At 51.9% G+C, this 21,850-nt stretch carries 23 protein-coding genes, 1 other RNA gene and 1 other annotated feature; of the genes, 14 read left to right on the top strand and 10 right to left on the bottom strand.

The window, feature by feature from the left end; all coding sequences use genetic code 11:
* Positions 1-20 precede the first annotated feature (20 nt).
* The 3 genes from ffs to HV345_RS17490 all read left to right on the top strand — a co-directional run bounded on the left by ffs (position 21) and on the right by HV345_RS17490 (position 781).
* An RNA gene (gene ffs, locus HV345_RS17500) (signal recognition particle sRNA small type) lies at positions 21-117 on the top strand.
* 197 nt (positions 118-314) lie between these two features.
* Positions 315-566 carry a hypothetical protein gene (locus HV345_RS17495; RefSeq protein ID WP_016152065.1) on the top strand — a complete coding sequence of 84 codons (252 nt, stop codon included), beginning with the start codon at positions 315-317 and terminating at the stop codon, positions 564-566.
* Entirely contained in the window at positions 563-781 is a 219-nt protein-coding gene (locus HV345_RS17490) for a hypothetical protein (RefSeq protein WP_016152066.1), read from the top strand. Before HV345_RS17495 ends, HV345_RS17490 begins: the two co-directional genes overlap by 4 nt.
* A 59-nt stretch (positions 782-840) precedes the next feature.
* Here the strand turns inward: HV345_RS17490 and HV345_RS17485 are convergent, their stop codons facing one another.
* Positions 841-2,268 carry a PLP-dependent aminotransferase family protein gene (locus tag HV345_RS17485; RefSeq protein WP_181546139.1) on the bottom strand — a complete coding sequence of 476 codons (1,428 nt, stop codon included), beginning with the start codon at positions 2,266-2,268 and terminating at the stop codon, positions 841-843.
* A gap of 87 nt (positions 2,269-2,355) precedes the next feature.
* Here HV345_RS17485 and HV345_RS17480 point away from each other — a divergent pair, with 87 nt between their 5' ends.
* Positions 2,356-2,985 (top strand): YitT family protein, encoded by a 630-nt coding sequence (locus HV345_RS17480; RefSeq protein WP_103283554.1) that lies wholly within the window; start codon positions 2,356-2,358, stop codon positions 2,983-2,985.
* 64 nt (positions 2,986-3,049) lie between these two features.
* Positions 3,050-3,403 (top strand): DUF1428 domain-containing protein, encoded by a 354-nt coding sequence (locus tag HV345_RS17475; protein WP_003831033.1) that lies wholly within the window; start codon positions 3,050-3,052, stop codon positions 3,401-3,403.
* A gap of 51 nt (positions 3,404-3,454) precedes the next feature.
* Here HV345_RS17475 and HV345_RS17470 read toward each other — a convergent pair whose 3' ends face one another.
* Positions 3,455-5,008 carry an EAL domain-containing protein gene (locus HV345_RS17470; RefSeq protein ID WP_094760921.1) on the bottom strand — a complete coding sequence of 518 codons (1,554 nt, stop codon included), beginning with the start codon at positions 5,006-5,008 and terminating at the stop codon, positions 3,455-3,457.
* Positions 5,009-5,196: 188 nt separating this feature from the next.
* On the opposite strand from HV345_RS17470, the gene HV345_RS17465 reads away from it, so the two are divergent.
* Both HV345_RS17465 and ykgO read left to right on the top strand, forming a co-directional pair.
* Positions 5,197-5,457, top strand: coding sequence for a type B 50S ribosomal protein L31 (locus HV345_RS17465; protein WP_181626390.1), 261 nt, complete (start codon positions 5,197-5,199; stop codon positions 5,455-5,457).
* A gap of 1 nt (position 5,458) precedes the next feature.
* A complete protein-coding gene (gene ykgO, locus HV345_RS17460; RefSeq protein ID WP_005125190.1) occupies positions 5,459-5,599 on the top strand; it encodes a type B 50S ribosomal protein L36 in 141 nt (46 codons plus the stop codon).
* Between the two features lie 78 nt (positions 5,600-5,677).
* Here the strand turns inward: ykgO and HV345_RS17455 are convergent, their stop codons facing one another.
* The 6 genes from HV345_RS17455 to acrA all read right to left on the bottom strand — a co-directional run bounded on the left by HV345_RS17455 (position 5,678) and on the right by acrA (position 12,470).
* Complete coding sequence (locus tag HV345_RS17455) at positions 5,678-6,148, bottom strand: YlaC family protein (RefSeq protein ID WP_016152071.1); 471 nt, start codon at positions 6,146-6,148, stop codon at positions 5,678-5,680.
* A 116-nt stretch (positions 6,149-6,264) separates the two neighbouring features.
* Positions 6,265-6,816 carry a maltose O-acetyltransferase gene (gene maa, locus HV345_RS17450; RefSeq protein WP_016152072.1) on the bottom strand — a complete coding sequence of 184 codons (552 nt, stop codon included), beginning with the start codon at positions 6,814-6,816 and terminating at the stop codon, positions 6,265-6,267.
* Between the two features lie 180 nt (positions 6,817-6,996).
* The gene (locus HV345_RS17445; RefSeq protein WP_002892050.1) at positions 6,997-7,215 is read right to left on the bottom strand and encodes an HHA domain-containing protein; all 219 of its coding nucleotides are present in this window, start codon (positions 7,213-7,215) and stop codon (positions 6,997-6,999) included.
* Between the two features lie 27 nt (positions 7,216-7,242).
* Entirely contained in the window at positions 7,243-7,617 is a 375-nt protein-coding gene (gene tomB, locus HV345_RS17440; protein WP_003021733.1) for an Hha toxicity modulator TomB, read from the bottom strand.
* 487 nt (positions 7,618-8,104) lie between these two features.
* Complete coding sequence (gene acrB / locus HV345_RS17435; RefSeq protein ID WP_016152073.1) at positions 8,105-11,254, bottom strand: efflux RND transporter permease AcrB; 3,150 nt, start codon at positions 11,252-11,254, stop codon at positions 8,105-8,107.
* Between the two features lie 22 nt (positions 11,255-11,276).
* A complete protein-coding gene (gene acrA, locus HV345_RS17430) occupies positions 11,277-12,470 on the bottom strand; it encodes a multidrug efflux RND transporter periplasmic adaptor subunit AcrA (protein WP_053389373.1) in 1,194 nt (397 codons plus the stop codon).
* 141 nt (positions 12,471-12,611) lie between these two features.
* Between acrA and acrR the strand changes: the two genes are divergently transcribed.
* Both acrR and mscK read left to right on the top strand, forming a co-directional pair.
* Complete coding sequence (acrR, locus tag HV345_RS17425; RefSeq protein WP_016152075.1) at positions 12,612-13,262, top strand: multidrug efflux transporter transcriptional repressor AcrR; 651 nt, start codon at positions 12,612-12,614, stop codon at positions 13,260-13,262.
* 127 nt (positions 13,263-13,389) lie between these two features.
* The gene (mscK, locus tag HV345_RS17420) at positions 13,390-16,755 is read left to right on the top strand and encodes a mechanosensitive channel MscK (RefSeq protein ID WP_181635869.1); all 3,366 of its coding nucleotides are present in this window, start codon (positions 13,390-13,392) and stop codon (positions 16,753-16,755) included.
* Between the two features lie 74 nt (positions 16,756-16,829).
* Here mscK and rsmS read toward each other — a convergent pair whose 3' ends face one another.
* Both rsmS and priC read right to left on the bottom strand, forming a co-directional pair.
* Positions 16,830-16,991, bottom strand: coding sequence for a pleiotropic regulatory protein RsmS (rsmS, locus tag HV345_RS17415; RefSeq protein ID WP_016155875.1), 162 nt, complete (start codon positions 16,989-16,991; stop codon positions 16,830-16,832).
* A 14-nt stretch (positions 16,992-17,005) separates the two neighbouring features.
* On the bottom strand, positions 17,006-17,533 hold the full coding sequence (gene priC / locus HV345_RS17410; protein WP_016152078.1) for a primosomal replication protein N'': 528 nt from the start codon (positions 17,531-17,533) through the stop codon (positions 17,006-17,008).
* A gap of 69 nt (positions 17,534-17,602) precedes the next feature.
* Between priC and HV345_RS17405 the strand changes: the two genes are divergently transcribed.
* The 5 genes from HV345_RS17405 to recR all read left to right on the top strand — a co-directional run bounded on the left by HV345_RS17405 (position 17,603) and on the right by recR (position 21,765).
* Positions 17,603-17,980, top strand: coding sequence for a DUF454 family protein (locus tag HV345_RS17405; RefSeq protein WP_181546133.1), 378 nt, complete (start codon positions 17,603-17,605; stop codon positions 17,978-17,980).
* 193 nt (positions 17,981-18,173) lie between these two features.
* Positions 18,174-18,725: an adenine phosphoribosyltransferase gene (apt, locus tag HV345_RS17400; protein WP_006685676.1), complete on the top strand. Its 552-nt coding sequence runs from the start codon at positions 18,174-18,176 to the stop codon at positions 18,723-18,725.
* A 118-nt stretch (positions 18,726-18,843) separates the two neighbouring features.
* Positions 18,844-20,772 carry a DNA polymerase III subunit gamma/tau gene (dnaX, locus tag HV345_RS17395; protein WP_181635868.1) on the top strand — a complete coding sequence of 643 codons (1,929 nt, stop codon included), beginning with the start codon at positions 18,844-18,846 and terminating at the stop codon, positions 20,770-20,772.
* Positions 20,105-20,169: a sequence feature (DnaX frameshifting element), on the top strand. (Overlaps the previous gene by 65 nt.)
* 58 nt (positions 20,773-20,830) lie before the next feature.
* Positions 20,831-21,160, top strand: a complete 330-nt coding sequence (locus tag HV345_RS17390; RefSeq protein ID WP_003021764.1) for a YbaB/EbfC family nucleoid-associated protein — start codon at positions 20,831-20,833, stop codon at positions 21,158-21,160.
* A complete protein-coding gene (gene recR / locus HV345_RS17385) occupies positions 21,160-21,765 on the top strand; it encodes a recombination mediator RecR (RefSeq protein WP_016152082.1) in 606 nt (201 codons plus the stop codon). Before HV345_RS17390 ends, recR begins: the two co-directional genes overlap by 1 nt.
* The last annotated feature ends 85 nt before the right edge of the window (positions 21,766-21,850 follow it).

The raw sequence follows: 21,850 nt of genomic DNA, 5'->3' as shown, positions 1-21,850 counted from the left end.
AACGCTCTCAATGGGGGCTCTGTTGGTTCTCCCGCAACACTACTCTGTTTACCAGGTCAGGTCCGGAAGGAAGCAGCCAAGGCAGATGACGTGTGTGCCGGGATGTAGCTGGCAGGGCCCCCACCCAATTCTGCCGTCCGGCAATTTCTCTTCTGTTTATCTTCTTTTCTTTGTCATCGTATCGTCATTTTATTGTCATCAAATACTGTCACTGTATTTTGGGGATGTTATTTGAGCTTTTGCCGCCGCCATTGCGCTGTAATGACATGGTCTTACATCCGGTGTGTTGTGGCTGACCACAAGGATTTTCTACGATGTCGACCGCTGTATTGAATGTCAAAGTTGATGAGGCGCTAAAAGAAAAGCTTCGCCATTATGCTGAAGTGCATAATGAAAATTTGAGTATCGCCACGGAAAAACTGCTACTAATCGCGTTTTCCGCCATTGAAGAGGTGGGAGTCTCCGCTGAGGATATCGATAGCCAGCATACGGAAGAATCCGTAGTTGACGCACTGACTCCTAAAGAAATCAAAGCATTGCGAAGATTACTGAAGAAGAAAAAATGAAACAACAATCGCTCTCAACCGCCTGTAATTATGGCGAAGCCTGTGAAATGCTGCGCTCCGGTTATGTGAAACATGTTCGTCTGAGCTGGAATGTCGGCAGCGATGAGTTCTTCCGTATTGCCTCCGACTGGTGTGATGCCGGGGCAAAAATTAAGAAAGACGGTGAGAATTTCGTGATTTCCCTGAAGGGTTTTCCGGTTCCTCCTCAGCGGTAGTATTGCCAGGACCTCCTCGTCCATCACGGCATTCAAGAGCGAGTCCTTTAACTCGTCGTTTAGATTATTTTACGCATTTTCCCACTGCTGGCCTGCAAGCGCAGGCTATCCCAAATGGGTTGCAACACTCTGAAGGCGGCACACGCTGTGTCATCCGGCAACGTGAAGGGCATACGCAAAAATCGGTCGAATGCGCCATCAAGGCCGAACCGTGTACCGGTTCCCAACTGAATGCCTGCACTTTCGGCGCGCGTGGCAAAGAGCGTCGCCAGCGTATCAGGCAGTTCAACCCAGAAAGAGAGTCCTCCTTGTGGCTGGGTAAACTGCCATTCCGGAAAATGTGAGTTCATCAGGCGCGAGCACAGGTCTCGCTGTGATGTGAGTCGGCGTCTTCTGTCAGGAAGAAAGTCCTCGGCGTTATCCAGCAGCCAACTGGTGGCGAGTTGTTCAAGCACCGGGGAGCCCAAATCGAAGGTGTCGCGGGTTTGGACCAGCGCGGCAATGGTACGCGCCGACGCCCGAATCCAGCCCAGACGTAATCCGCCCCAAAAGCTTTTCCCTGCTGAACCGAGCAGGATGATTGGGGCATCGCGATTGAATGCGGCAAGCGGCGGTGGCGGTGGGGCGTCATACCACAGGTTCACCATGGTCTCATCGACCACCAACGTCGTGCGGGTTCTTTCAGCAATATCCGCCACGACCTGGCGAGTAGCGGTGTCCATACAGCGCCCGGTCGGGTTGTGAAAATCCGGCATCAGATAGGCTATTCTCGGTGCAGTTTGCGCGATGGTGGCGACCAGACCCGCCGTATCCCAACCGTGCTCGGGCAGCGACACGCCGACGGGGCGACATGACGCCCCTTGTATTGCTGCAATGGCCAGCGGATAAGTGGGGTGATCTACCACTACGCGATCGCCGGGGCCGGTGAGTAAACGCAGGATCAGTGCCAGACCGCTAACCGCGCCGTTCACGACCATTATTTCGTCGGGCTGCGTCGGGAGTCCGCGTTCGCAATAATGCCGGGCGATGGATTCACGCAAAACCGACAGTCCCTGCGGTAGATACCCGGAGCTCAGCAGATGCTGCGGCATTGCGAACAGTGCCTGCTGGTAAGCCTGATGAATTTCAGGACCGGCACTCAGCGCTGCCGTGGACAAATCAAGCGCTGTTCCAGTGCTGGTCCGCGTTGGCACATGGCGAATGTGCTCCGGCAGGATCACCCGTGAACCGCTACCATGTCGGCTTTCCAGATATCCCTCCTCACGCAGTTGTGCCATGGCGCTGGCGACGGTGGTTCGGCTGACTTGCAGAACGGCAGCGAGCTCGCGCTCACCGGGCAAGCGGCTATCCAGCGCCAGTCGTCCATCGAGGATCAGCAAACGTAACGCTTCTGCCAACTGTCGCCAGATGGGCGTTCGCGAGGGACTTTCCTGCCAGTGTCCGAGCAGGCGTTGCAAAGACTGGCTTCCGTAACGGCGAGATGACATAGCAGTCCACTTTTTGAAAACTGGACATTAATCATAGTGCCAATTGCGGTGAAGATGAAAGTTATCTGAGAGTAAGAGGGGAAGAACATGCTGCGTCGTTTACTTCAGCTGTTTATTGGGCTGACGCTGTACGGTGTGTCGACGGCGATGTTTGTCCGTGCCGATTTAGGGGCCGATCCGTGGAACGTGTTTCACCTGGGGGTGGCAAATTTACTGTCGATGAATATCGGCGTGGTGATTATTGCCGTGGGTGTGTTGGTGCTTCTGGCGTGGATACCGCTACGCCAGCGCCCAGGGTTTGGCACGTTGAGCAACGTGATTATGATTGGGCTGGCGGCAGATATCGCGCTGCTGGTGATTCCGGGATTTGAATCCCTGCTGGCGCGCAGCGGGCTGCTGGTGTCAGCGGTGATACTGAATGCGTTAGCAACCGCTCTGTACATTGGTGCCGGTTTTGGCGCGGGCCCGCGTGACGGTCTGATGACTGGAATTCACGCGCGTACCGGTTGGCCAGTACGACGAATTCGAACCGCAATCGAAGTGTCCGTGTTGCTTATTGGTTGGCTGCTGGGGGGAACCGTTGGGTTTGGAACGGTGCTGTATGCACTGGCTATTGGGCCGCTGATTCAAATTTGCCTGCCATGGTTTTGCCATCAGCCACAGGCGCGTATTCGCATCAGGAATGCGCCTGGGGCACGATCGCCTGCTGGCGACTAAACTTAACCTCGACTGACGCGGCCGGAATCGGCTTGCCGCGCAGTACACTTCGGAGGTTTTTCTCATGAAGTATGTTGATGGCTTTGTGGTTGCCGTACCCGCTGAAAACAAGGAGGCGTACATTGCGATGGCGGCAAAAGCAGCTCCGCTTTTCAAGGAGTTCGGTGCATTGCGCGTGGTGGAGTGCTGGGCAGATGACGTCCCCGACGGCAAACTGACCGATTTTCGCATGGCTGTGAAAGCGCAGGATCATGAAGAAGTGGTATTCAGCTGGATTGAATACCCTTCCAAAGAGGTCCGCGATGCGGCGAATCAGAAGATGATGTCCGATCCACGTATGAAGGAATTCGGTGAATCTATGCCATTTGATGGCAAGCGAATGATCTACGGTGGATTTGCGCCCATTATGGAAGAGTGATGTGACTGGCTGTGCGGCGTGCCGCCAGCCATCTCAACATCAACAACCATGCTAAAGCCGTTTTTCTGCCCACAGAATAAATTCCGCTTTCGGCAGCGCTTTACTGTAGAGCCAGCCCTGACCGTACTGCACGCCGTGCTGGCGTAGCCAGGCTTCCTGATTCTCGGTTTCAATACCTTCTGCCACCATCTCCAGCTTCAGCGTTTTCGCGATCTCGATGATATGCGGCGTGACGTTGTTGTACTCCAGCGCATCGACGAACGATTTGTCGATCTTCAGGATATCCACATCCAGATCCTGCAAATAGCTAAGACTTGAATAGCCGGTACCAAAATCATCAATATAGATCGAATGGCCCGCCTGTCGGTATTTAGCAATAAACGGCGCGCTGTTTTTTGGGTCGGCAAATTCGCGTTCGGTCAGTTCCAGCGCGATTTGTGCAGGCTTAAGTTGCCAGTGGTTCACCTTCTGGCTTAACAGAGCAGGAAGTGTTTCGGAGGTCAGATCGGCTGACTCAAGGTTAATGGATATATGCTGGTGGGGATATTGACGCAGCCATTTTCCTAAATCGTCAAATACGCTTTCAATAATCAAACGGGTGAGCGGCTCTGAAAGCCCGGTCTCTTGCGCCAGTGCGACGAAAATCTCAGGTGACAGATAGCTCCCGTCGGCCTGTGGCCAGCGAGCCAGCGCCTCTGCCCCGACCACTTTCCCCGTTTTGAGCGAGATAATCGGTTGGTAGTAGACCTTGATATCCCGATGCTGGATAGCGTTCTGCAACTGGTGATGAGGGGACTGTAAACGGCGCAAAATACGTAGAATAAAGGCTGCGGTGAGTAAGCCGAGGAGGATCCCTGCCGGCAGCCAGATTAGCGCTTGTCGGTGCCAGCTTTTTTGCAAAGGTACAGTGGATGCCCAGGTTACAACCGTAATGCCCAGTTCGGGGAAGGGGCGGGCGTTATAAATACTGCCGTCTTTCTGCAGATGGGTAATCGAATGCTCTAGTTGCACATGTTGTAAAACATCCGGTGGCAGATCGGTGCTACTGGCTACCACCGTGTTACGCGCGGTACCAAGGATAGCGACTTCAATCGGCCATGAGCCAAACGGGATGACATCAATAAAAGAACCGGGATCGATCATCACGACGTAATGCTTGCTACCTAATGCCGCCATAAAACGCTTGATGCCCAAATCGTTTTGCATGGTCAACCATGCGTGGTAGCCATCGGGCGTGATTTTCATTGCTGGAGGAAACGCGGCTGCCCGGCTTCTTTTTTCCAGGGATGAGCATTGTGGAACGTTATCTTTGAGGTACAGCACTTCCTGAATATAGCGATAGCTATATGACAAACGACGCATTTCAAGCAGATGCTCTTCACTACAAGGTTCACCCTGAAAAGCTTCAATATGGCGCAACGCTTTTTTGGCCTGTTCACCTACGCGTTCCGTACGTAATGCGACTCGGGTTGAGAACATATCGAGTTCATCGATAAATTTCGTTTCGACCTGACGATGCGCCAGCCACAGGCTTAAACCTACGGGCGCGAGGATGGAAAGAAACAGCACCCCAGTCACCAGGCTTATCAGATGTCGTGTTATCACAGTGATATCCTTATTAACACAGCGTAGGGAAAGTATATCCGAAAGCCGAAAAAGCTATTCGATTGGCATCATATATTTACGGCCACTTATCATCCCGTTTAACTCTTAATCGCGTAAACCGGGTTGTGATTTATACAAGAGTGGTGTATTTTTATGGTTATGTTATAACGTAACAAATTGAGGTTGCCATGAAGCCGGATATTCATCCTTTTTACCGTACTGTGGTGTTTCACGATACCAGCGCCAATGAATTTTTTAAGGTCGGCTCGACCATTAAAACGGAACGTGAGATTGAGTTTGAGGGGAAACTTTACCCGTACGTGACCCTGGATATCTCTTCCAAATCGCATCCGTACTATACCGGGAAACAAAAAACCTTTGATAACGAAGGCAGTGCAGCACGTTTCCAGAAACGTTTTGGTCATTTTATTGGCACTAAGCGAGGTTAAGATGCAGGTACTCAATTCACTTCGTAGTGCAAAACAGCGTCATCCTGACTGCCAGATAGTGAAACGCAAAGGGCGTTTGTACGTAATCTGTAAAACGAATCCGCGCTTTAAAGCTGTTCAGGGGCGTAAAAAAAGACGTTAGTTTCTTTACCAACATTTCAGGGATTAAAGTGCGTTTCCTTCACCGGGACGCACTTTTTTTATCTGCGTTGAGATGTGGTTACTGGCTGGTCTGGGGACGGGTTAGCGTAAAGACATCGTAGAACGAGAGTTCTCCCTTACGCGATATCATCTTTTGCAGCTGCGCTTTATGTTCGCTATCGACGGAAGGTGAGTGCAGGATGGTATCGATGAGTGAAGGGGGGACAAAGCGCGTGTTATACCATTCCCCGTTATAGCAAACTCTGAAATCCAGTACGTCGATATCTTCAAAGCGGTATCGCGGCGCAACGTCGAAAAAGAAAAACGCGTTGAGTATGACGAACAGAACCACCAGCAGCCATACTGAATCGACTAACGTTTCTGACTGCAGCATCACCGCCAGCGTGGCAAACCACGCAACATACATGCCGATGAACAGGCCGGGATGTTTGCGAATAAAGCTGATGCTAAAGCGCGGTTTGTTGTCGCGCTTTTCACGAATATTTAAGTCGTCGATGGTTTCGGTAAGCAGGCGCTGTATTTCTGTCATCTCTTGCCTTTGTGGTGTCTACGATATTCAGATGCGATCGCCCTATTTTAAAAGGGGATACCTTGTGAAGAAAGTAACAGATTAACCACAATTTAGCATAACAGTTACATTTAAGATCACAGCGTTTTGATAATCCTGGCGGGATTGCCCCCAACCACGCAGTTTGCCGGAACGCTTTTCGTGACCACCGCGCCCGAGGCCACAACCACGTTATCACCCAACGTTACGCCAGGGTTTATCACTGCGCGTCCACCTATCCAGACGTTGTTGCCAATAGTCACGGGTTTGCCGAGCTCCATGCCACTGTTTCGCTCGGTGGCATCCAGCGGGTGGGTGGCGGTATAAATATGGACTCCTGGGGCTAACATGCAGTTGTCGCCAATATGGATCGGGCAGACGTCGAGCATAACGCAGTCGAAGTTGGCGTAAAATTCTTTACCGAGATAAATGTTATAGCCGTAATCACAACGAAAAGAGGGTTCAATGTAAGCCCCTTCGCTCTGGCCCAACAGCTCATGCAGGATAGCTTGTCGCGCATTTTTTTCATCGGGAGCGGTGAGATTGTAGCGATGGGTCAACTGACGAGCGCGTAGTCGGTCGTGGCGCAATGTTTCATCCGCCGGGCGATAAAGTTCACCGGCGATCATTTTTTGCTTTTCATTACTCATTACGAATTTCCTGTGTACTGGAGGTCATTTCAACACAGTAAAACGCAATGCAAACAAGGGGAACGTTCCCACTTCTTCGTTGTGATCGTAGTCACGTGATTTGATTTAAATAACTATTGTAAATACGAAAATGGTCAGCCAGACAAATGTACCGCTATACCTGACTTAACCCGTGAGCAATTAGCGAATGAATTTCCAAACAGAAGTTGGAATCTTGTCGTAGAGCTTATTCATGGTCAATTCAGCAAGGCGGTGATCTGCTGCTGAGTAAAATACAGCCAGTTCGTTGTCGGACAATTCATATTTATTTTTTTCAATAACGCGCTCAAGTGTGTCAATTGTCTGACAACGTCGCAGGCGCATCAAATAATCAGTTTTAGTTAATGGTTTATCGGACATAAATCTTACCTATGATTGTAATAATTTTTAACAAGACAAACTAACAGGATTAGCCCTGGTGGCATTGACAAAACAGCGAAACAGTCGATTACCTGACTTCCGCCATTTCTGCAGATCCTGCGTATTAATACCATAACTGCTGAACAACATAAAAGTGTCATCCAGGTATTCATCTATCTGCGCGATCAGCTTATTGTCCTCATTGTACTTAATTTTATAATTAAGTGCGAAGGTTGCAATATGCTCTATCAGTTCATTGAGCTGCAAGCTGGTGGCAGAGGTAGGGTCATTAACCCAGCCATGGTTACTTTGTTCAAGGTTTGCAAGACAGTCATGATACAGGGTTTCGCAGAGAAATTTAAGCTGCGCGATATCATGTCTTTTGGGTGAGTATTCATCCATAACGCATCCCCTTCTTCGTGGCTTAAACTAACCGAACACCTTCGGGATGGATACAACAGACTACCTGGAACTTGCCCGCGACTCCTGATGATTTAACTATAATCTAGTCTAAAAAAGATTTCATCGTCATATCACGAAAAATTACAATTATGCAAACTTATGATGTCAGGTCATTTTTACATTTTAACAGATAAATGCGGTTATTCGGAATCGGACAATTTCTTTATTCTTCGGGCAATCATCGAGTTATCTTGATTAGGTTTAGCAACGAAAGGTAACAATCGACAATGTGAACCGCTTACCAGGAATAATCTTAATATTTATTAAAGTAAATAAGAACTCTCAATGATTTTTAAGAATAGCCTTTAAGGCTACAGGGATTATATCGCTTATTTACCCTGGAGAAAATAAACGAAATAGCAATAAGTGATTTTTATGATTTTTCCAGAAAAAAGGCCGCTTGCGCGGCCTTATCTTTAGAGATCTATCAATGATGGTCTACTGAGTGGCTATGCTCAAGATCTTCACTTTTGCGGCTAAAGCGGCGGCGTACCACCACAAAGAACACCGGAACAAAGAAGATAGCCAACACGGTTGCCGTCACCATCCCGCCCATTACGCCAGTACCAACGGCGTTCTGCGCGCCGGAGCCTGCGCCGGAGCTGATAACCAGCGGCATTACGCCCAGAATAAAGGCCAGCGATGTCATCAGGATCGGACGTAAACGCATGCGGACCGCATCCAGCGTCGCCTCTATCAGACCTTTACCCTCTTTATCCATCAAGTCTTTGGCGAATTCGACGATAAGTATCGCGTTCTTCGCCGACAACCCAATGGTTGTGAGCAGGCCTACCTGGAAGTAAACGTCGTTGGTCAGGCCGCGGAACGTTGCCGCCAGCAATGCACCGATAACACCTAACGGTACCACCAGCATGACGGAGAACGGAATTGACCAGCTCTCGTACAATGCCGCCAGACACAGGAATACGACAATCAGTGAAATGGCATACAGAGCAGGGGCCTGGTTGCCGGACAGTCGTTCCTGGTAGGACATACCGGTCCAGTCATAGCCGATACCGGATGGCAGTTTGCTGGCCAGTTCCTCCATCATTGCCATGGCTTCACCGGTACTTTTACCCGGTGCGGCCTGGCCTAAGATTTCCATGGAAGGCAGACCGTTATAGCGTTCCAGACGCGGTGAACCATATTCCCAACGTGAGGTAGAGAAGGCGGAGAACGGTACCATCTGTCCATCGCTGCCGCGGACATACCAGTTTCCAATATCTTCCGGCAACATACGGTATTTCGCTTCAGACATGATGTAAACTTTCTTCACACGACCACGGTCGATGAAGTCATTTACGTAGCTTCCGCCCCATGCTGCACCCAGCGTTGTATTAATATCACTAATGGATACACCCAGAGCCTGCGCTTTTTCCTGATCGATATCGATCTTGAACTGTGGCGTATCTTCCAGACCGTTAGGACGTACGCCGACTAACAGATCAGGATGTTTCGCAACTTCACCAAACAGCTGGTTACGCGCCTGAGTTAGCTTCTCATGACCTAAACCTGCCTGGTCAATCAGCTGGAAGTCGAAACCGGTCGCGGTCCCTAACTCCACAATCGCTGGCAGGTTAAAAGCAAAGACCATCGCGTCTTTAATCTGCGAGAATGCGCCCATCGCACGTTGAGTAATTGCCTCAACCTTGTTCTCCTCGCCTGGACGTTCACTCCAGTCTTTCAGAGACACGAATGCGATACCGGTGTTCTGACCACGTCCTGCAAAACCGAAGCCGTTAACGGCAAACACCGATTCAACGTTCGCTTTTTCTTTGGTCAGATAGTAATCCGTCATTTCGTCCAGCACCTTCTGGGTACGCTCTTGCGTTGCACCCGCTGGCAGCTGAGCCATTGACAGGAATACACCCTGGTCTTCATCTGGCAGGAACGAGCTTGGCAGACGAACGAACAGATAGGCCATACCCACGACGATGATCAGATACAGCGCCAGATAACGACCGGTGCTGCGCAGAATTCCGCCCACGCTGTCGGTGTAATGGTGCGTGCTCTTATCGAACATGCGGTTAAACCAGCCGAAGAAACCTTTTTTGCCTTCTCCGTGATCGCCTTTAGCAACCGGTTTGAGCATGGTCGCACACAGGGCAGGGGTCAGAATCAATGCCACCAGGACTGATAACGCCATCGCCGAAACAATGGTGATGGAGAACTGACGGTAAATTGCACCGGTAGATCCCCCGAAGAAGGCCATCGGAATAAATACCGCTGACAGCACCATAGCGATACCAACCAGTGCGCCCTGAATCTGGCCCATCGATTTACGTGTTGCTTCCTTCGGCGGTAGCCCTTCCTCAGCCATTACACGTTCAACGTTCTCGACCACAACGATGGCGTCATCCACCAACAGGCCGATGGCGAGCACCATCCCGAACATCGTCAGCGTGTTTATCGAGAAGCCGAAAATCGCAAGGACGGCAAACGTACCCAATAGCACCACCGGCACGGCGATAGTCGGAATCAGCGTCGCGCGGAAGTTCTGCAGGAACAGATACATTACCAGGAACACGAGGATGATGGCTTCCGCCAGCGTTTTCACTACTTCGTGAATAGAGATTTTCACGAACGGCGTAGTGTCATACGGGTAAACGATCTTCAGACCTGACGGGAAGAACGGTTCCATCTTCTTCAGTTCATCGCGGATAGCGTTTGCGGTGTCCAGGGCGTTAGCGCCTGTCGCCAGCTTGATACCCAGACCGGATGCCGGTTTACCGTTGAACTTCGCAATGATGTCGTAGTTCTCACCACCCAGTTCAACTTTCGCTACGTCACGCAGACGCACTTGGGAACCGTCCTGATTCACTTTCAGCAGAATTTTGCTGAACTCATCGGCGGAGGTCAGACGGGTTTGCGCGATGATCGAAGCGTTAAGCTGCTGGCCTTTCACCGGCGGCGTACCGCCTAACTGACCGGCTGCAACCTGGGCGTTCTGCGCTTTGATGGCGCTAATCACATCAACCGGCGTCAGCTGGAAGTTATTCAGTTTGTTCGGATCCATCCAGATGCGCATCGCGTACTGGGAACCGAACAGCTGAACATCACCCACACCTGAAGTACGGCTGATGGCGTCCTTCATGTTGGCGCCCACGTAGTCGGAAATATCCTCCTGCGTCATGGTGCCGTTGGTGTTGATAACGCCGACAACCATCAGGAAGCTACTGGATGATTTCTCAACGCTCACACCCTGTTGTTGTACTTCCTGCGGCAGAAGCGGCATTGCCAACTGCAGTTTGTTCTGCACCTGTACCTGCGCGATATCCGCATCAGTACCAGACTGAAAGGTAAGCGTGATCTGCACGGTACCCGTGGAGTCACTGTTTGAGGACATGTACATCAGGTTATCGATACCGTTCATATTCTGTTCGATAACCTGCGTAACAGTATCCTGTACTGTTTTGGCATCAGCGCCAGGGTAGGTCGCGGAGATCGTCACTGCTGGCGGTGCAATAGTCGGATATTGCGCTACCGGCAATTTGAGGATCGCGAGCCCCCCTGCCAACATGATGATAATGGCGATCACCCACGCAAATATTGGGCGATCGATAAAGAAATTAGGCATGTCTTAACGGCTCCTGTTTAAGTTAAGACTTGGACTGTTCAGGCTGGCTACCGCTTGCACCTTGCTGGTTGTTATCAGCGGTGATTTCCTGCGCTTTTACCTGCGCGCCAGGACGTACTTTTTGCAGCCCAGTGACAATCACGCGGTCGCCCGGTTTAAGTCCATCAGTGACTAACCATTTGTCGCCAATCGCTTGTGCGGCGACAATTTGACGAGTTTCAACTTTGTTGTCTGCACCGATAACCAATGCACTGGCATCGCCACGCGGTGTGCGGGTAACGCCTTGCTGTGGAACCAGTAGTGCAGTTGGGTTAGTCCCTTCTTCCAGACGAGCACGGACGAACATACCCGGCAGTAAGGTGTGATCCGGGTTAGGGAAGATTGCGCGTAACGTAATCGACCCGGTGGTTTGATCTACCGTGACATCAGAAAATTCCAGCGTACCGGACTGCGGGAATTTAATGCCGTCATTGGTCACCAGTTCGACTTTCGCTTTACCGTTTTCCTGCTTCAGCGTGCCGTTGGCCAACTCTTGTTTCAGGCGCAGGAAATCGTTGCTTGACTGCGTCACGTCCACATAGATGGGATCCAACTGCTGAACGGTTGCCAGTGCGGTTGCCTGACCGTTTTGCACCAGAGCGCCTTCAGTAACGGATGATTTACCAATGCGGCCGCTGATCGGCGACGTCACTTTGGTATAAGCCAGATTGATGCGTGCAGTTTCTACCGCGGCTTTCGCGGCGACAACGGAGGCGTTCGCCTGCTGTGCGTCTGCCAGTGCACTATCGTAATCCTGTTGACTGATGTACTTAGTACCTAACAGTTTCTGATAACGTTTGACCGTCAGTTGAGCGATATTTGCTGCGGCTTGTGCTTTTGCCAGATCGCCTTTTGCGCTTTCATAAGCGGCCTGGTAAGTAGCAGGATCAATCTGATAGAGAGATACACCCGCTTCGATGTCACCACCTTCCGTGAAATTACGCTTCAGGATAATACCGCTAACCTGAGGACGAACTTCTGCAATGCGATACGCACTGGTGCGACCCGGGAGTTCGGTTGTTATCTGTAGAGGTTCAGTTTTGAGCGTAACAACTCCAACCTCTGGCATCTGCTGGCCCCCTTGTTGGGCCTGTTTGTCGTCACATCCTGTTAGCGCTAAGCTGCCTGAGAGCATCAGAACGACTGCCAGAGGCGTTAACCCTCTGTTTTTGTTCATATGTAAACCTCGAGTGTCCGATTTCAAATTGATCAATGGCTGAAAGCCCATAAACCCATTGCTGCGTTTATATTATCGTCGTGCTATGGTACATACATTCACAAATGTATGTAAATCTAACGCCTGTAAATTCACTGACCTATGGCACGAAAAACCAAACAACAAGCACAGGAAACTCGACAGCACATTCTCGATGTCGCTCTGCGTTTGTTTTCGCAACAAGGGGTATCATCCACCTCGCTTGCGGAGATCGCAGCAGCCGCTGGTGTCACGCGCGGCGCGATCTATTGGCATTTCAAAAACAAATCGGATTTATTCAGTGAAATCTGGGAGCTAGCAAAACCTAACATTGATGAGTTAGAGACTGAGTATCAGGCAAAATTCCCCGACGATCCACTATCAGTATTAAGAGAAATTTTAATTTACGTTCTTGAAGCTACCGTGACAGAAGAACGCCGACGTTTATTGTTGGAAATTATATTCCACAAATGCGAATTTGTCGGGGAAATGGCCTCAGTTCAGCTAGCTCAACGCAGTCTGTGTATTGAAAATTACGACCGTATCGAACAAACATTGCGGCACTGCATGAACGCCAACATGCTGCCGGAAAATCTGAACACGCGTCGCGTGGCGGTGCTGCTGCGTAGTTATGTTACCGGAATTATCGAGAACTGGTTATTTGCCCCTGAATCTTTTGATCTGAAAAAAGAGGCTCGGGAATACGTCGCCGTGCTGCTTGAGATGTGTCTTCTCTGCCCAACCTTGCGGGTTAACGTAGCGGAAACCTGTTAACTCTCTGGGTCTGTACCAGGAATTCTCCTGGTCATTTTGCCTCCTGCTATTCTGCCGGTCACAGCCGTGATATTCTTGCCGCTTGACTATTTTCGGTCACTTTTCCGGTTCAGAAACCTTCATTCTCATGACTATGTTGCAGCTCTATAAACGTTCACAGCATCTTATTGCTATTACCATTCTTTTCTTCATTCTTTTGCTATCCTGCCAGTCATCTGCATTTGCGCGGGCGCAACAGAGTGGTGAACTGCCGACGAAAGCGGATATTCAGAGCCAGTTAGACACGCTGAATAAACAAAAAGATCTCTCCGCACAGGATAAGCTGGTTCAACAGGATCTCATCGATACCATTGCCACGCTGGATAAAATCGATCGTGTGAAGGATGAAACCGTACAGCTTCGGCAAAAAGTTGCCCAGGCGCCGGAGAAAATGCGTCAGGCGACGGATGCGCTAAATTCGCTTAGCGATGTTGATAATGACGATGAAACGCGAAAAACGCTGAGTACGCTCTCCTTACGACAGCTTGAGTCGCGCGTGTCGCAGGTCCTGGATGACCTGCAAAGCTCGCAAAACGATCTGGCCGCTTACAACAGCCAACTGGTATCGCTGCAGACACAGCCAGAGCGTGTACAAAATGCGATGTACACCGCGTCGCAACAGATGCAGCAAATCCGCAATCGACTCGATGGCACCACTGTGGGAGAGGCGGCTTTACGCCCCAGCCAGCAGGTGCTGCTGCAGGCGCAGCAAGCGTTGCTGAACGCGCAGATCGACCAGCAGCGCAAGAGCCTCGAAGGGAATACCGTTTTGCAGGATACCCTGCAAAAACAACGCGATTATGTGACGGCGCACAGTAACCGCCTTGAACACCAGCTCCAGCTCCTGCAAGAGGCGGTGAACAGCAAACGACTGACGTTAACCGAAAAGACGGCACAGGAAGCGGTAACGCCGGACGAAGCCGAGCGTATTCAGTCCAATCCGTTAGTGAAGCAGGAACTTGATGTTAACCATCAGCTCAGCCAGCGCCTGATTGCCGCGACTGAAAACGGCAACAGCCTGATGCAGCAAAATATCAAGGTCAAAAACTGGCTTGACCGCGCGCTGCAATCCGAACGCAACATTAAAGAGCAGATCGCCGTTCTGAAAGGCAGTCTGCTGCTGTCGCGCATTTTATATCAGCAACAACAAACGCTGCCGTCGGCGGATGAGCTTGCCGATATGACCAACCGGATCGCCGATTTGCGTCTGGAGCAGTTCGAAGTCAACCAGCAGCGCGATACGTTGTTCCAGAATGATGCGTTTGTCGCCAAACTGGAAGAAGGGCACAGCAACGACGTTAACCCTGAAGTCCATGATGCCCTGCTGCAGGTTGTGGATATGCGTCGTGAACTGTTGGATCAGCTAAATAAGCAGTTGGGCAACCAGTTGATGATGGCGATTAATCTGCAAATCAACCAGCAGCAGTTAATGAGCGTGTCGAAAAACCTGAAAGAGATCCTCACGCAACAAATCTTCTGGGTTAACAGTAACCGTCCGATTGACTGGGACTGGATCAAAGCCTTCCCGCAAACCCTAAAAGACCAGTTTAAGTCGATGAAAATCACGGTGAACTGGGAAAAAGCCTGGCCCGCCGTGTTTATTGCGTTCCTGGCAGGGCTGCCGCTGCTGCTTATCGCCGGGTTAATCCGCTGGCGTTTGAAGTGGCTGAAGGATTATCAGGCAAAATTAGCCGCCGCGGTGGGGAACCTGCGCAATGACAGTCAGCTTAATACGCCAAAAGCGATTCTGATCGATCTCATCAGAGCCTTGCCGGCGTGTCTGATTATCCTCGCGGTGGGTCTGATTCTGCTGACTATGCAACTGAATATTAGCGACCTGCTGTGGGCGTTCAGTAAGAAGATGACCATCTTCTGGCTGGTGTTTGGTCTGTGCTGGAAGGTGCTGGAAAAAGATGGCGTGGCGATACGTCATTTTGGCATGCCAGCGAAGCAGACCAGCCACTGGCGTCGCCAGATTGTGCGTATTAGCCTTGCGCTGTTGCCGCTTAACTTCTGGTCGGTCATTGCTGAGCTGTCGCCGCTTAATTTGATGGACGATGTGCTTGGCCAGGTGGTCATTTTCCTCAACCTGCTGCTGATCGCCTTCCTGGTATGGCCAATGTGCCGCGAAAGCTGGCGTGACAAAGAGTCGCATGGTCTGCGTCTGGTCACTATTACCGTGCTGTCTATTATTCCGATTGCATTAATGGTGCTGACGGCGACAGGGTATTTCTACACCACGCTGCGCCTGGCGGGCCGCTGGATTGAAACGGTCTATCTGGTTATCCTCTGGAATCTGCTGTACCAGACGGTGCTGCGAGGGTTGAGCGTAGCGGCACGCCGTATCGCCTGGCGTCGTGCGTTAGCGCGTCGTCAGAATCTGGTGAAAGAAGGGGCCGAAGGCGCAGAGCCGCAGGAAGAACCGACTATTGCGCTGGAGCAGGTTAACCAGCAAACGCTGCGTATAACCATGCTGGTGATGGTTGCCCTGTTTGGTGTTCTGTTCTGGGCCATTTGGTCTGATTTGATCACCGTGTTCAGCTATCTCGACAGCATAACGCTCTGGCATTACAACGGCACCGAAGCGGGTGCGGCAGTCGTGAAAGACGTCACCATGGGCAGCCTGTTGTTTGCGATTATTGCGTCAATGGTCGCGTGGGCGCTGATCCGCAACTTACCCGGCCTGCTGGAAGTGCTGGTGCTCTCGCGACTGAAGATGCGCCAGGGGGCTTCTTATGCGATCACCACGATCCTGAATTATGCCATCATCGCCATCGGTGCGATGACGGTCTTCGGATCGCTCGGCGTCTCGTGGGATAAGCTACAGTGGCTGGCCGCTGCTCTCTCGGTTGGTCTTGGTTTCGGCTTACAGGAGATTTTCGGGAACTTTGTTTCCGGTCTGATTATTCTGTTTGAACGCCCGGTACGCATCGGCGATACCGTGACCATCGGTACGTTCTCCGGAACGGTCAGCAAGATCCGTATCCGTGCCACCACCATTACTGACTTCGATCGTAAAGAGGTGATTATCCCGAACAAAGCATTCGTGACGGAGCGTTTGATCAACTGGTCGCTCTCCGATACCACCACGCGTCTGGTGATCCGCATTGGCGTGGCCTATGGTTCGGATCTGGACAAAGTGAAGAAGGTGCTGTTGCAGGCGGCGACAGAACACCCGAAAGTGATGCACGATCCGGAGCCTGCAGTGTTCTTTACCGCCTTCGGCGCCAGCACGCTGGATCATGAGCTGCGTTTATACGTGCGTGAATTGCGCGATCGTAGCCACACGGTTGATGAACTTAACCGGGCGGTCGATCGTTTGTGCCGTGAAAATGACATTGATATCGCCTTTAACCAGCTCGAAGTTCACCTGCATAACGCGAAAGGTGACACCGTGACCGAGGTTAAACGTGACATCATTAAAGGTGACGATCCGACGCCTTCGGTAGGTTAACAGAAATAATCATCAGGCCTGCGAGCTTCGATTCATTCGTAGGCCTGATAAGTGCAACGCCATCAGGTTCTCAGTTACAGCTCTTTTTTAGATAAAGAGAGCAGTTTCTTCTCATAATCCTGCTTCACAATCTCCAGTGCTTTCAGAACTGTTTCAGGCTCCATCTGATTCTCTTCAAGCAGGACAATCAAATCGACGGCCAGTTTGACTTCATCTGGGGCGTTCTCTAATGACATAAATTCTCCGGGGATTAGCGGGTTAAACGCGCCAGCACGTTATCTATTCTTGCCAGTGCATGACGACAGCGTGCCAGTCGTGCTTCGAATGCCTCTACTTCGCGATGCAGTTTTTGCTGTTCTTCAAAGCCCGTAACCTGTGCCAGGCGTTCTTTACGTTCACGCGTCATTTCAACCAGGCGGCGCTCAAACTCCTGGTGTTGAACTCGCTTACGCTGCCAGCGCGCCAGGCCAGGAGAGGCGCTGTCCCACTCCCGGAGCGACCAACTGGCGGTTTCACGTGAAATCGCCTCTAACTGTGAGGCAAGGTGTTCCGTAAGCCAGGTAATTTGTGGTAGTTGTTGCTGTTCAACTGCGCGACGTAGAGCAGTGAGATTATCATCAGCTTCATCCAGACAGGCCTGTAGCAACGTGCTGCGGGTGTGAAACAGATGCCTGTCAAAGCGGGCGCTAAGCGTGGCATGGTGTGCCAGTGGGGCACAACGCTGCCGCAAGCGGTTAAGCTGGTTTTCGAGCGTCTGAAGCAGCATGACGGTTTTCACGACAACACTCCGATGAAAATGAGAACTGTTATGATAAAGTAGCGATTCTCTGTGTTAAGTATTCATATTATGCAACGCATTATTCTAATCGTCATAGGCTGGATAGCGGTAGTGTTAGGAACGCTGGGCGTTGTATTGCCTCTGTTGCCGACAACGCCGTTTATCTTGCTGGCCGCCTGGTGTTTTGCTCGCTCATCGCCGCGTTTTCACGACTGGTTGCTGTACCGTTCGTGGTTCGGCGGGTATCTGCGCCACTGGCAAAAACACCGCGCGATGCCGCCGGGAGCAAAGCCGCGCGCTATTTTATTGATCCTGGTAACGTTTAGTATTTCACTGTGGCTGGTCAATATGATGTGGGTACGCGGCCTGCTGCTGGTTATTCTCGCCTGTTTACTGATTTTTATGTGGCGGATCCCGGTGATTGATGAAAAACAACAAAAGCAGTAAAGCGCAATAAACGCTGTTGCAATTGTCTCTCACAGCCAGTAAATTCGACCGTTTTCGAGCACAGGCGCAGGTGGCCAAAGGTTAAGCAAATATAACCTTGGCTCTTATACAGACACAAAATCATTCAAGATACGTCGAGGATGAAGTGTATAGTGCGCCGTGAAGTAATACTGTATTAATCAGGCACAAACTTATGACCGCGACTGCACAGCAGCTTGAGTTTCTCAAAAATAGCATCAAAAGCATCCACGACTACCCAAAACCGGGCATTCTTTTTCGTGATGTCACCAGTTTACTGGAAGACCCGAAAGCCTACGCCCTCAGTATTGAATTGCTGGTTGAACGCTACAAAAATGCGGGTATCACTAAAGTGGTTGGTACCGAAGCGCGTGGCTTCCTGTTTGGCGCGCCGGTAGCGTTGGGTCTGGGCGTTGGTTTTGTTCCGGTACGTAAACCCCGTAAGCTTCCGCGCGAAGTTATTGCTGAGAGCTATGAGCTGGAATACGGCACCGATCAACTGGAAATCCACGTTGATGCCATCAAACCTGGCGATAAAGTCCTGGTTGTGGACGACTTGCTGGCAACCGGCGGCACGATTGAAGCGACCGTGAAACTGATCCGCCGTCTGGGTGGCGAAGTGACCGATGCTGCATTTATCATTAACCTGTTTGATCTGGGTGGCGAGCAGCGTCTGGAAAAGCAGGGACTGACCTGTTATAGCCTGGTTCCATTCCCGGGCCACTAATTTCGGGCTATCTTATCTCGGCAGATTAATACCGAGACACACAACCTCGCCGTCGCTGCGAGGTTGTGTTAGCATTATCTCCCTGTGAATCCACCCTCCAGCCTTTCAGAGCCTGCCAATGAGTTATCAGGTATTAGCCCGAAAATGGCGCCCACAAACCTTTGCTGACGTCGTCGGCCAGGAACATGTGCTGACGGCACTGGCGAACGGCTTGTCGTTAGGGCGTATTCATCATGCTTATTTGTTTTCCGGCACCCGTGGCGTCGGGAAAACGTCAATCGCCCGTTTGCTGGCGAAGGGATTAAACTGTGAAACCGGCATCACCGCTACGCCGTGCGGCGTGTGTGATAACTGCCGTGAAATCGAGCAGGGGCGCTTTGTCGATCTGATTGAAATCGACGCCGCCTCACGCACCAAAGTCGAAGACACCCGTGACCTGCTGGATAACGTCCAGTACGCGCCAGCGCGCGGTCGCTTTAAGGTCTATTTGATCGACGAAGTGCACATGCTGTCGCGCCACAGTTTTAACGCCTTGCTGAAAACGCTCGAAGAGCCGCCCGCGCACGTTAAGTTCCTGCTGGCGACTACCGATCCGCAGAAGCTGCCGGTGACTATCCTGTCGCGCTGTCTGCAATTCCATCTTAAAGCGTTGGATGTCGAACAGATTCGCCATCAACTTGAGCATATCCTCAAAGAAGAGCATATCGCCCATGAACCACGTGCGTTGCAACTGCTGGCTCGCGCCGCGGACGGCAGCCTGCGCGATGCGCTGAGCCTGACCGATCAGGCGATCGCCAGCGGCGATGGTCAGGTCTCGACCGACGCGGTCAGCACCATGCTTGGCACGCTGGACGACGACCAGGCGCTCTCGCTGGTTGAAGCGGTTGTGGCTGCGGACGGCGAACGCGTTATGACGCTGGTGAACGATGCCGCCGCGCGCGGTATTGAATGGGAAGCGCTACTGGTTGAGATGTCGGCTCTGCTGCATCGTATTGCCATGGTTCAGCTTTCACCTGCCGCGCTCAGCAGCGATATGGCCGCTATTGAACAGCGTATGCGCGAACTGGCGCGAATCGTCCCGCCAACCGATGTGCAGCTTTACTACCAGACCCTGTTAATCGGGCGCAAAGAACTGCCGTATGCGCCGGACAGGCGAATGGGCGTTGAAATGACGCTGCTACGTGCGCTGGCTTTTCATCCGCGCATGCCGCTCCCGGAACCTGAAGCCCCGCGACAGTCTTTTGCCCCGGTAGCACCCACTGCGGTGATGAACCCGACGCAGGTGCCGCAGCAGCCTGCGGCAGCGCAACAGCAACAGAATGTGCCGCTCTCCGATGCTACCAGCCAGGTGCTGGCGGCACGCAGCCAACTGCAACGCGCTCAGGGAGCAACCAAACCAAAAAAGAGTGAACCGGCAGCCGCTTCCCGCGCGCGGCCGGTGAATAATGCTGCGCTGGAAAGACTGGCTTCGGTGTCGGAACGTGTTCAGGCGCGTCCAGCGGTCTCTGCGCTGGAAAAAGCGCCAGCGAAGAAAGAAGCGTATCGCTGGAAAGCGACCAATCCTGTTGCAGAAGTCAAAGAAGTCGTCGCTACGCCGAAAGCGCTGAAAAAAGCGCTTGAGCATGAAAAAACGCCAGAACTGGCGGCAAAGCTGGCGGCTGAGGCCATCGAACGCGACCCGTGGGCCGCACAGGTAAGCCAGCTCTCGCTGCCTAAACTGGTGGAGCAGGTGGCGCTTAATGCCTGGAAAGAAGAGAATGGCAACGTGGTTTGCCTGCACCTGCGTTCCACGCAGCGACACCTTAACTCCAGCGGCGCGCAGCAAAAACTGGCCGAAGCATTGAGTTCCTTAACAGGGTCAACGGTTGAATTGACCATCGTTGAAGATGATAATCCAGCGGTGCGCACGCCGCTGGAGTGGCGTCAGGCCATTTATGAAGAGAAACTCGCGCAGGCGCGTGAGTCGATTATTGCGGATAATAACATTCAGACGCTGCGTCGTTTTTTCGATGCGGACCTGGACGAAGAGAGTATTCGCCCCATTTGATCGTCAGCCATTACGGTTTGACGGTCGTCATCCCTTAACGTGATTGAGAGAGAAGCCTATGTTTGGTAAAGGCGGTCTGGGTAACCTGATGAAACAGGCCCAGCAGATGCAAGAAAAAATGCAGCAGATGCAGGAAGAAGTCGCCAAGCTGGAAGTGACCGGCGAATCTGGCGCGGGTCTGGTAAAAGTGACCATCAACGGCGCGCATAACTGCCGTCGTGTGGAGATCGATCCAAGCCTGCTGGAAGACGACAAAGAGATGCTGGAAGACTTGGTTGCTGCGGCATTCAACGACGCCGCGCGCCGTATTGAAGAGACGCAGAAAGAGAAGATGGCCTCTGTTTCCTCCGGAATGCAGCTGCCGCCTGGCTTTAAGATGCCGTTCTGATGCAAACCAGCCCGCTGTTAACTCAGCTTATGGAAGCGCTGCGCTGTCTGCCGGGCGTTGGCCCGAAGTCTGCGCAGCGCATGGCGTTCACGCTGCTTCAGCGCGATCGCAGCGGCGGGATGCGTCTGGCGCAGGCGTTAACGAAGGCGATGTCGGAAATCGGCCACTGTGCCGATTGCCGCACATTCACAGAACAGGACGTCTGCAACATCTGCTCGAACCCGCGTCGCCAGGAAAACGGTCAGATTTGCGTGGTGGAGAGTCCGGCGGACATCTACGCCATTGAGCAAACCGGGCAATTTTCCGGACGTTACTTCGTGCTGATGGGACACCTGTCGCCGCTGGACGGTATTGGTCCTGATGATATCGGGCTGGATCGTCTTGAGCAGCGGCTGGCATCTGAGCAAATCAGCGAACTGATCCTGGCGACCAATCCCACGGTCGAAGGAGAGGCGACCGCCAACTATATTGCTGAGCTTTGCATGCAATATGACGTTGAAGCCAGCCGTATCGCCCATGGCGTTCCGGTTGGTGGCGAGCTGGAAATGGTCGATGGCACCACGCTGTCGCACTCTCTGGCAGGACGACACAAGATTAAATTCTGAACAAACGGAGGCCGCGACGGCGGCTTCCGCTTGAAATCCTTCCCGCTTGTCCCCATTTCACCCTCAACCTGTTTTTACCATTGAA

Origin of the sequence: Citrobacter sp. RHBSTW-00986 (assembly GCF_013783065.1) — a bacterium.
GTDB lineage: Bacteria > Pseudomonadota > Gammaproteobacteria > Enterobacterales > Enterobacteriaceae > Citrobacter > Citrobacter braakii.
This window is presented reverse-complemented; position numbering and strand designations above follow the sequence as displayed.

What these genes read in the sequence shown, in the direction of transcription:
- HV345_RS17495 (WP_016152065.1), top strand. Translation starts at nt 315, where the DNA reads ATGTCGACCGCTGTATTGAATGTCAAAGTTGATGAGGCGCTAAAAGAA.
- HV345_RS17490 (WP_016152066.1), top strand. Translation starts at nt 563, where the DNA reads ATGAAACAACAATCGCTCTCAACCGCCTGTAATTATGGCGAAGCCTGT.
- HV345_RS17485 (WP_181546139.1), bottom strand. Translation starts at nt 2,268, where the DNA reads ATGTCATCTCGCCGTTACGGAAGCCAGTCTTTGCAACGCCTGCTCGGA.
- HV345_RS17480 (WP_103283554.1), top strand. Translation starts at nt 2,356, where the DNA reads ATGCTGCGTCGTTTACTTCAGCTGTTTATTGGGCTGACGCTGTACGGT.
- HV345_RS17475 (WP_003831033.1), top strand. Translation starts at nt 3,050, where the DNA reads ATGAAGTATGTTGATGGCTTTGTGGTTGCCGTACCCGCTGAAAACAAG.
- HV345_RS17465 (WP_181626390.1), top strand. Translation starts at nt 5,197, where the DNA reads ATGAAGCCGGATATTCATCCTTTTTACCGTACTGTGGTGTTTCACGAT.
- ykgO (WP_005125190.1), top strand. Translation starts at nt 5,459, where the DNA reads ATGCAGGTACTCAATTCACTTCGTAGTGCAAAACAGCGTCATCCTGAC.
- HV345_RS17455 (WP_016152071.1), bottom strand. Translation starts at nt 6,148, where the DNA reads ATGACAGAAATACAGCGCCTGCTTACCGAAACCATCGACGACTTAAAT.
- maa (WP_016152072.1), bottom strand. Translation starts at nt 6,816, where the DNA reads ATGAGTAATGAAAAGCAAAAAATGATCGCCGGTGAACTTTATCGCCCG.
- HV345_RS17445 (WP_002892050.1), bottom strand. Translation starts at nt 7,215, where the DNA reads ATGTCCGATAAACCATTAACTAAAACTGATTATTTGATGCGCCTGCGA.
- tomB (WP_003021733.1), bottom strand. Translation starts at nt 7,617, where the DNA reads ATGGATGAATACTCACCCAAAAGACATGATATCGCGCAGCTTAAATTT.
- acrB (WP_016152073.1), bottom strand. Translation starts at nt 11,254, where the DNA reads ATGCCTAATTTCTTTATCGATCGCCCAATATTTGCGTGGGTGATCGCC.
- acrA (WP_053389373.1), bottom strand. Translation starts at nt 12,470, where the DNA reads ATGAACAAAAACAGAGGGTTAACGCCTCTGGCAGTCGTTCTGATGCTC.
- acrR (WP_016152075.1), top strand. Translation starts at nt 12,612, where the DNA reads ATGGCACGAAAAACCAAACAACAAGCACAGGAAACTCGACAGCACATT.
- mscK (WP_181635869.1), top strand. Translation starts at nt 13,390, where the DNA reads ATGACTATGTTGCAGCTCTATAAACGTTCACAGCATCTTATTGCTATT.
- rsmS (WP_016155875.1), bottom strand. Translation starts at nt 16,991, where the DNA reads ATGTCATTAGAGAACGCCCCAGATGAAGTCAAACTGGCCGTCGATTTG.
- HV345_RS17405 (WP_181546133.1), top strand. Translation starts at nt 17,603, where the DNA reads ATGCAACGCATTATTCTAATCGTCATAGGCTGGATAGCGGTAGTGTTA.
- apt (WP_006685676.1), top strand. Translation starts at nt 18,174, where the DNA reads ATGACCGCGACTGCACAGCAGCTTGAGTTTCTCAAAAATAGCATCAAA.
- dnaX (WP_181635868.1), top strand. Translation starts at nt 18,844, where the DNA reads ATGAGTTATCAGGTATTAGCCCGAAAATGGCGCCCACAAACCTTTGCT.
- HV345_RS17390 (WP_003021764.1), top strand. Translation starts at nt 20,831, where the DNA reads ATGTTTGGTAAAGGCGGTCTGGGTAACCTGATGAAACAGGCCCAGCAG.
- recR (WP_016152082.1), top strand. Translation starts at nt 21,160, where the DNA reads ATGCAAACCAGCCCGCTGTTAACTCAGCTTATGGAAGCGCTGCGCTGT.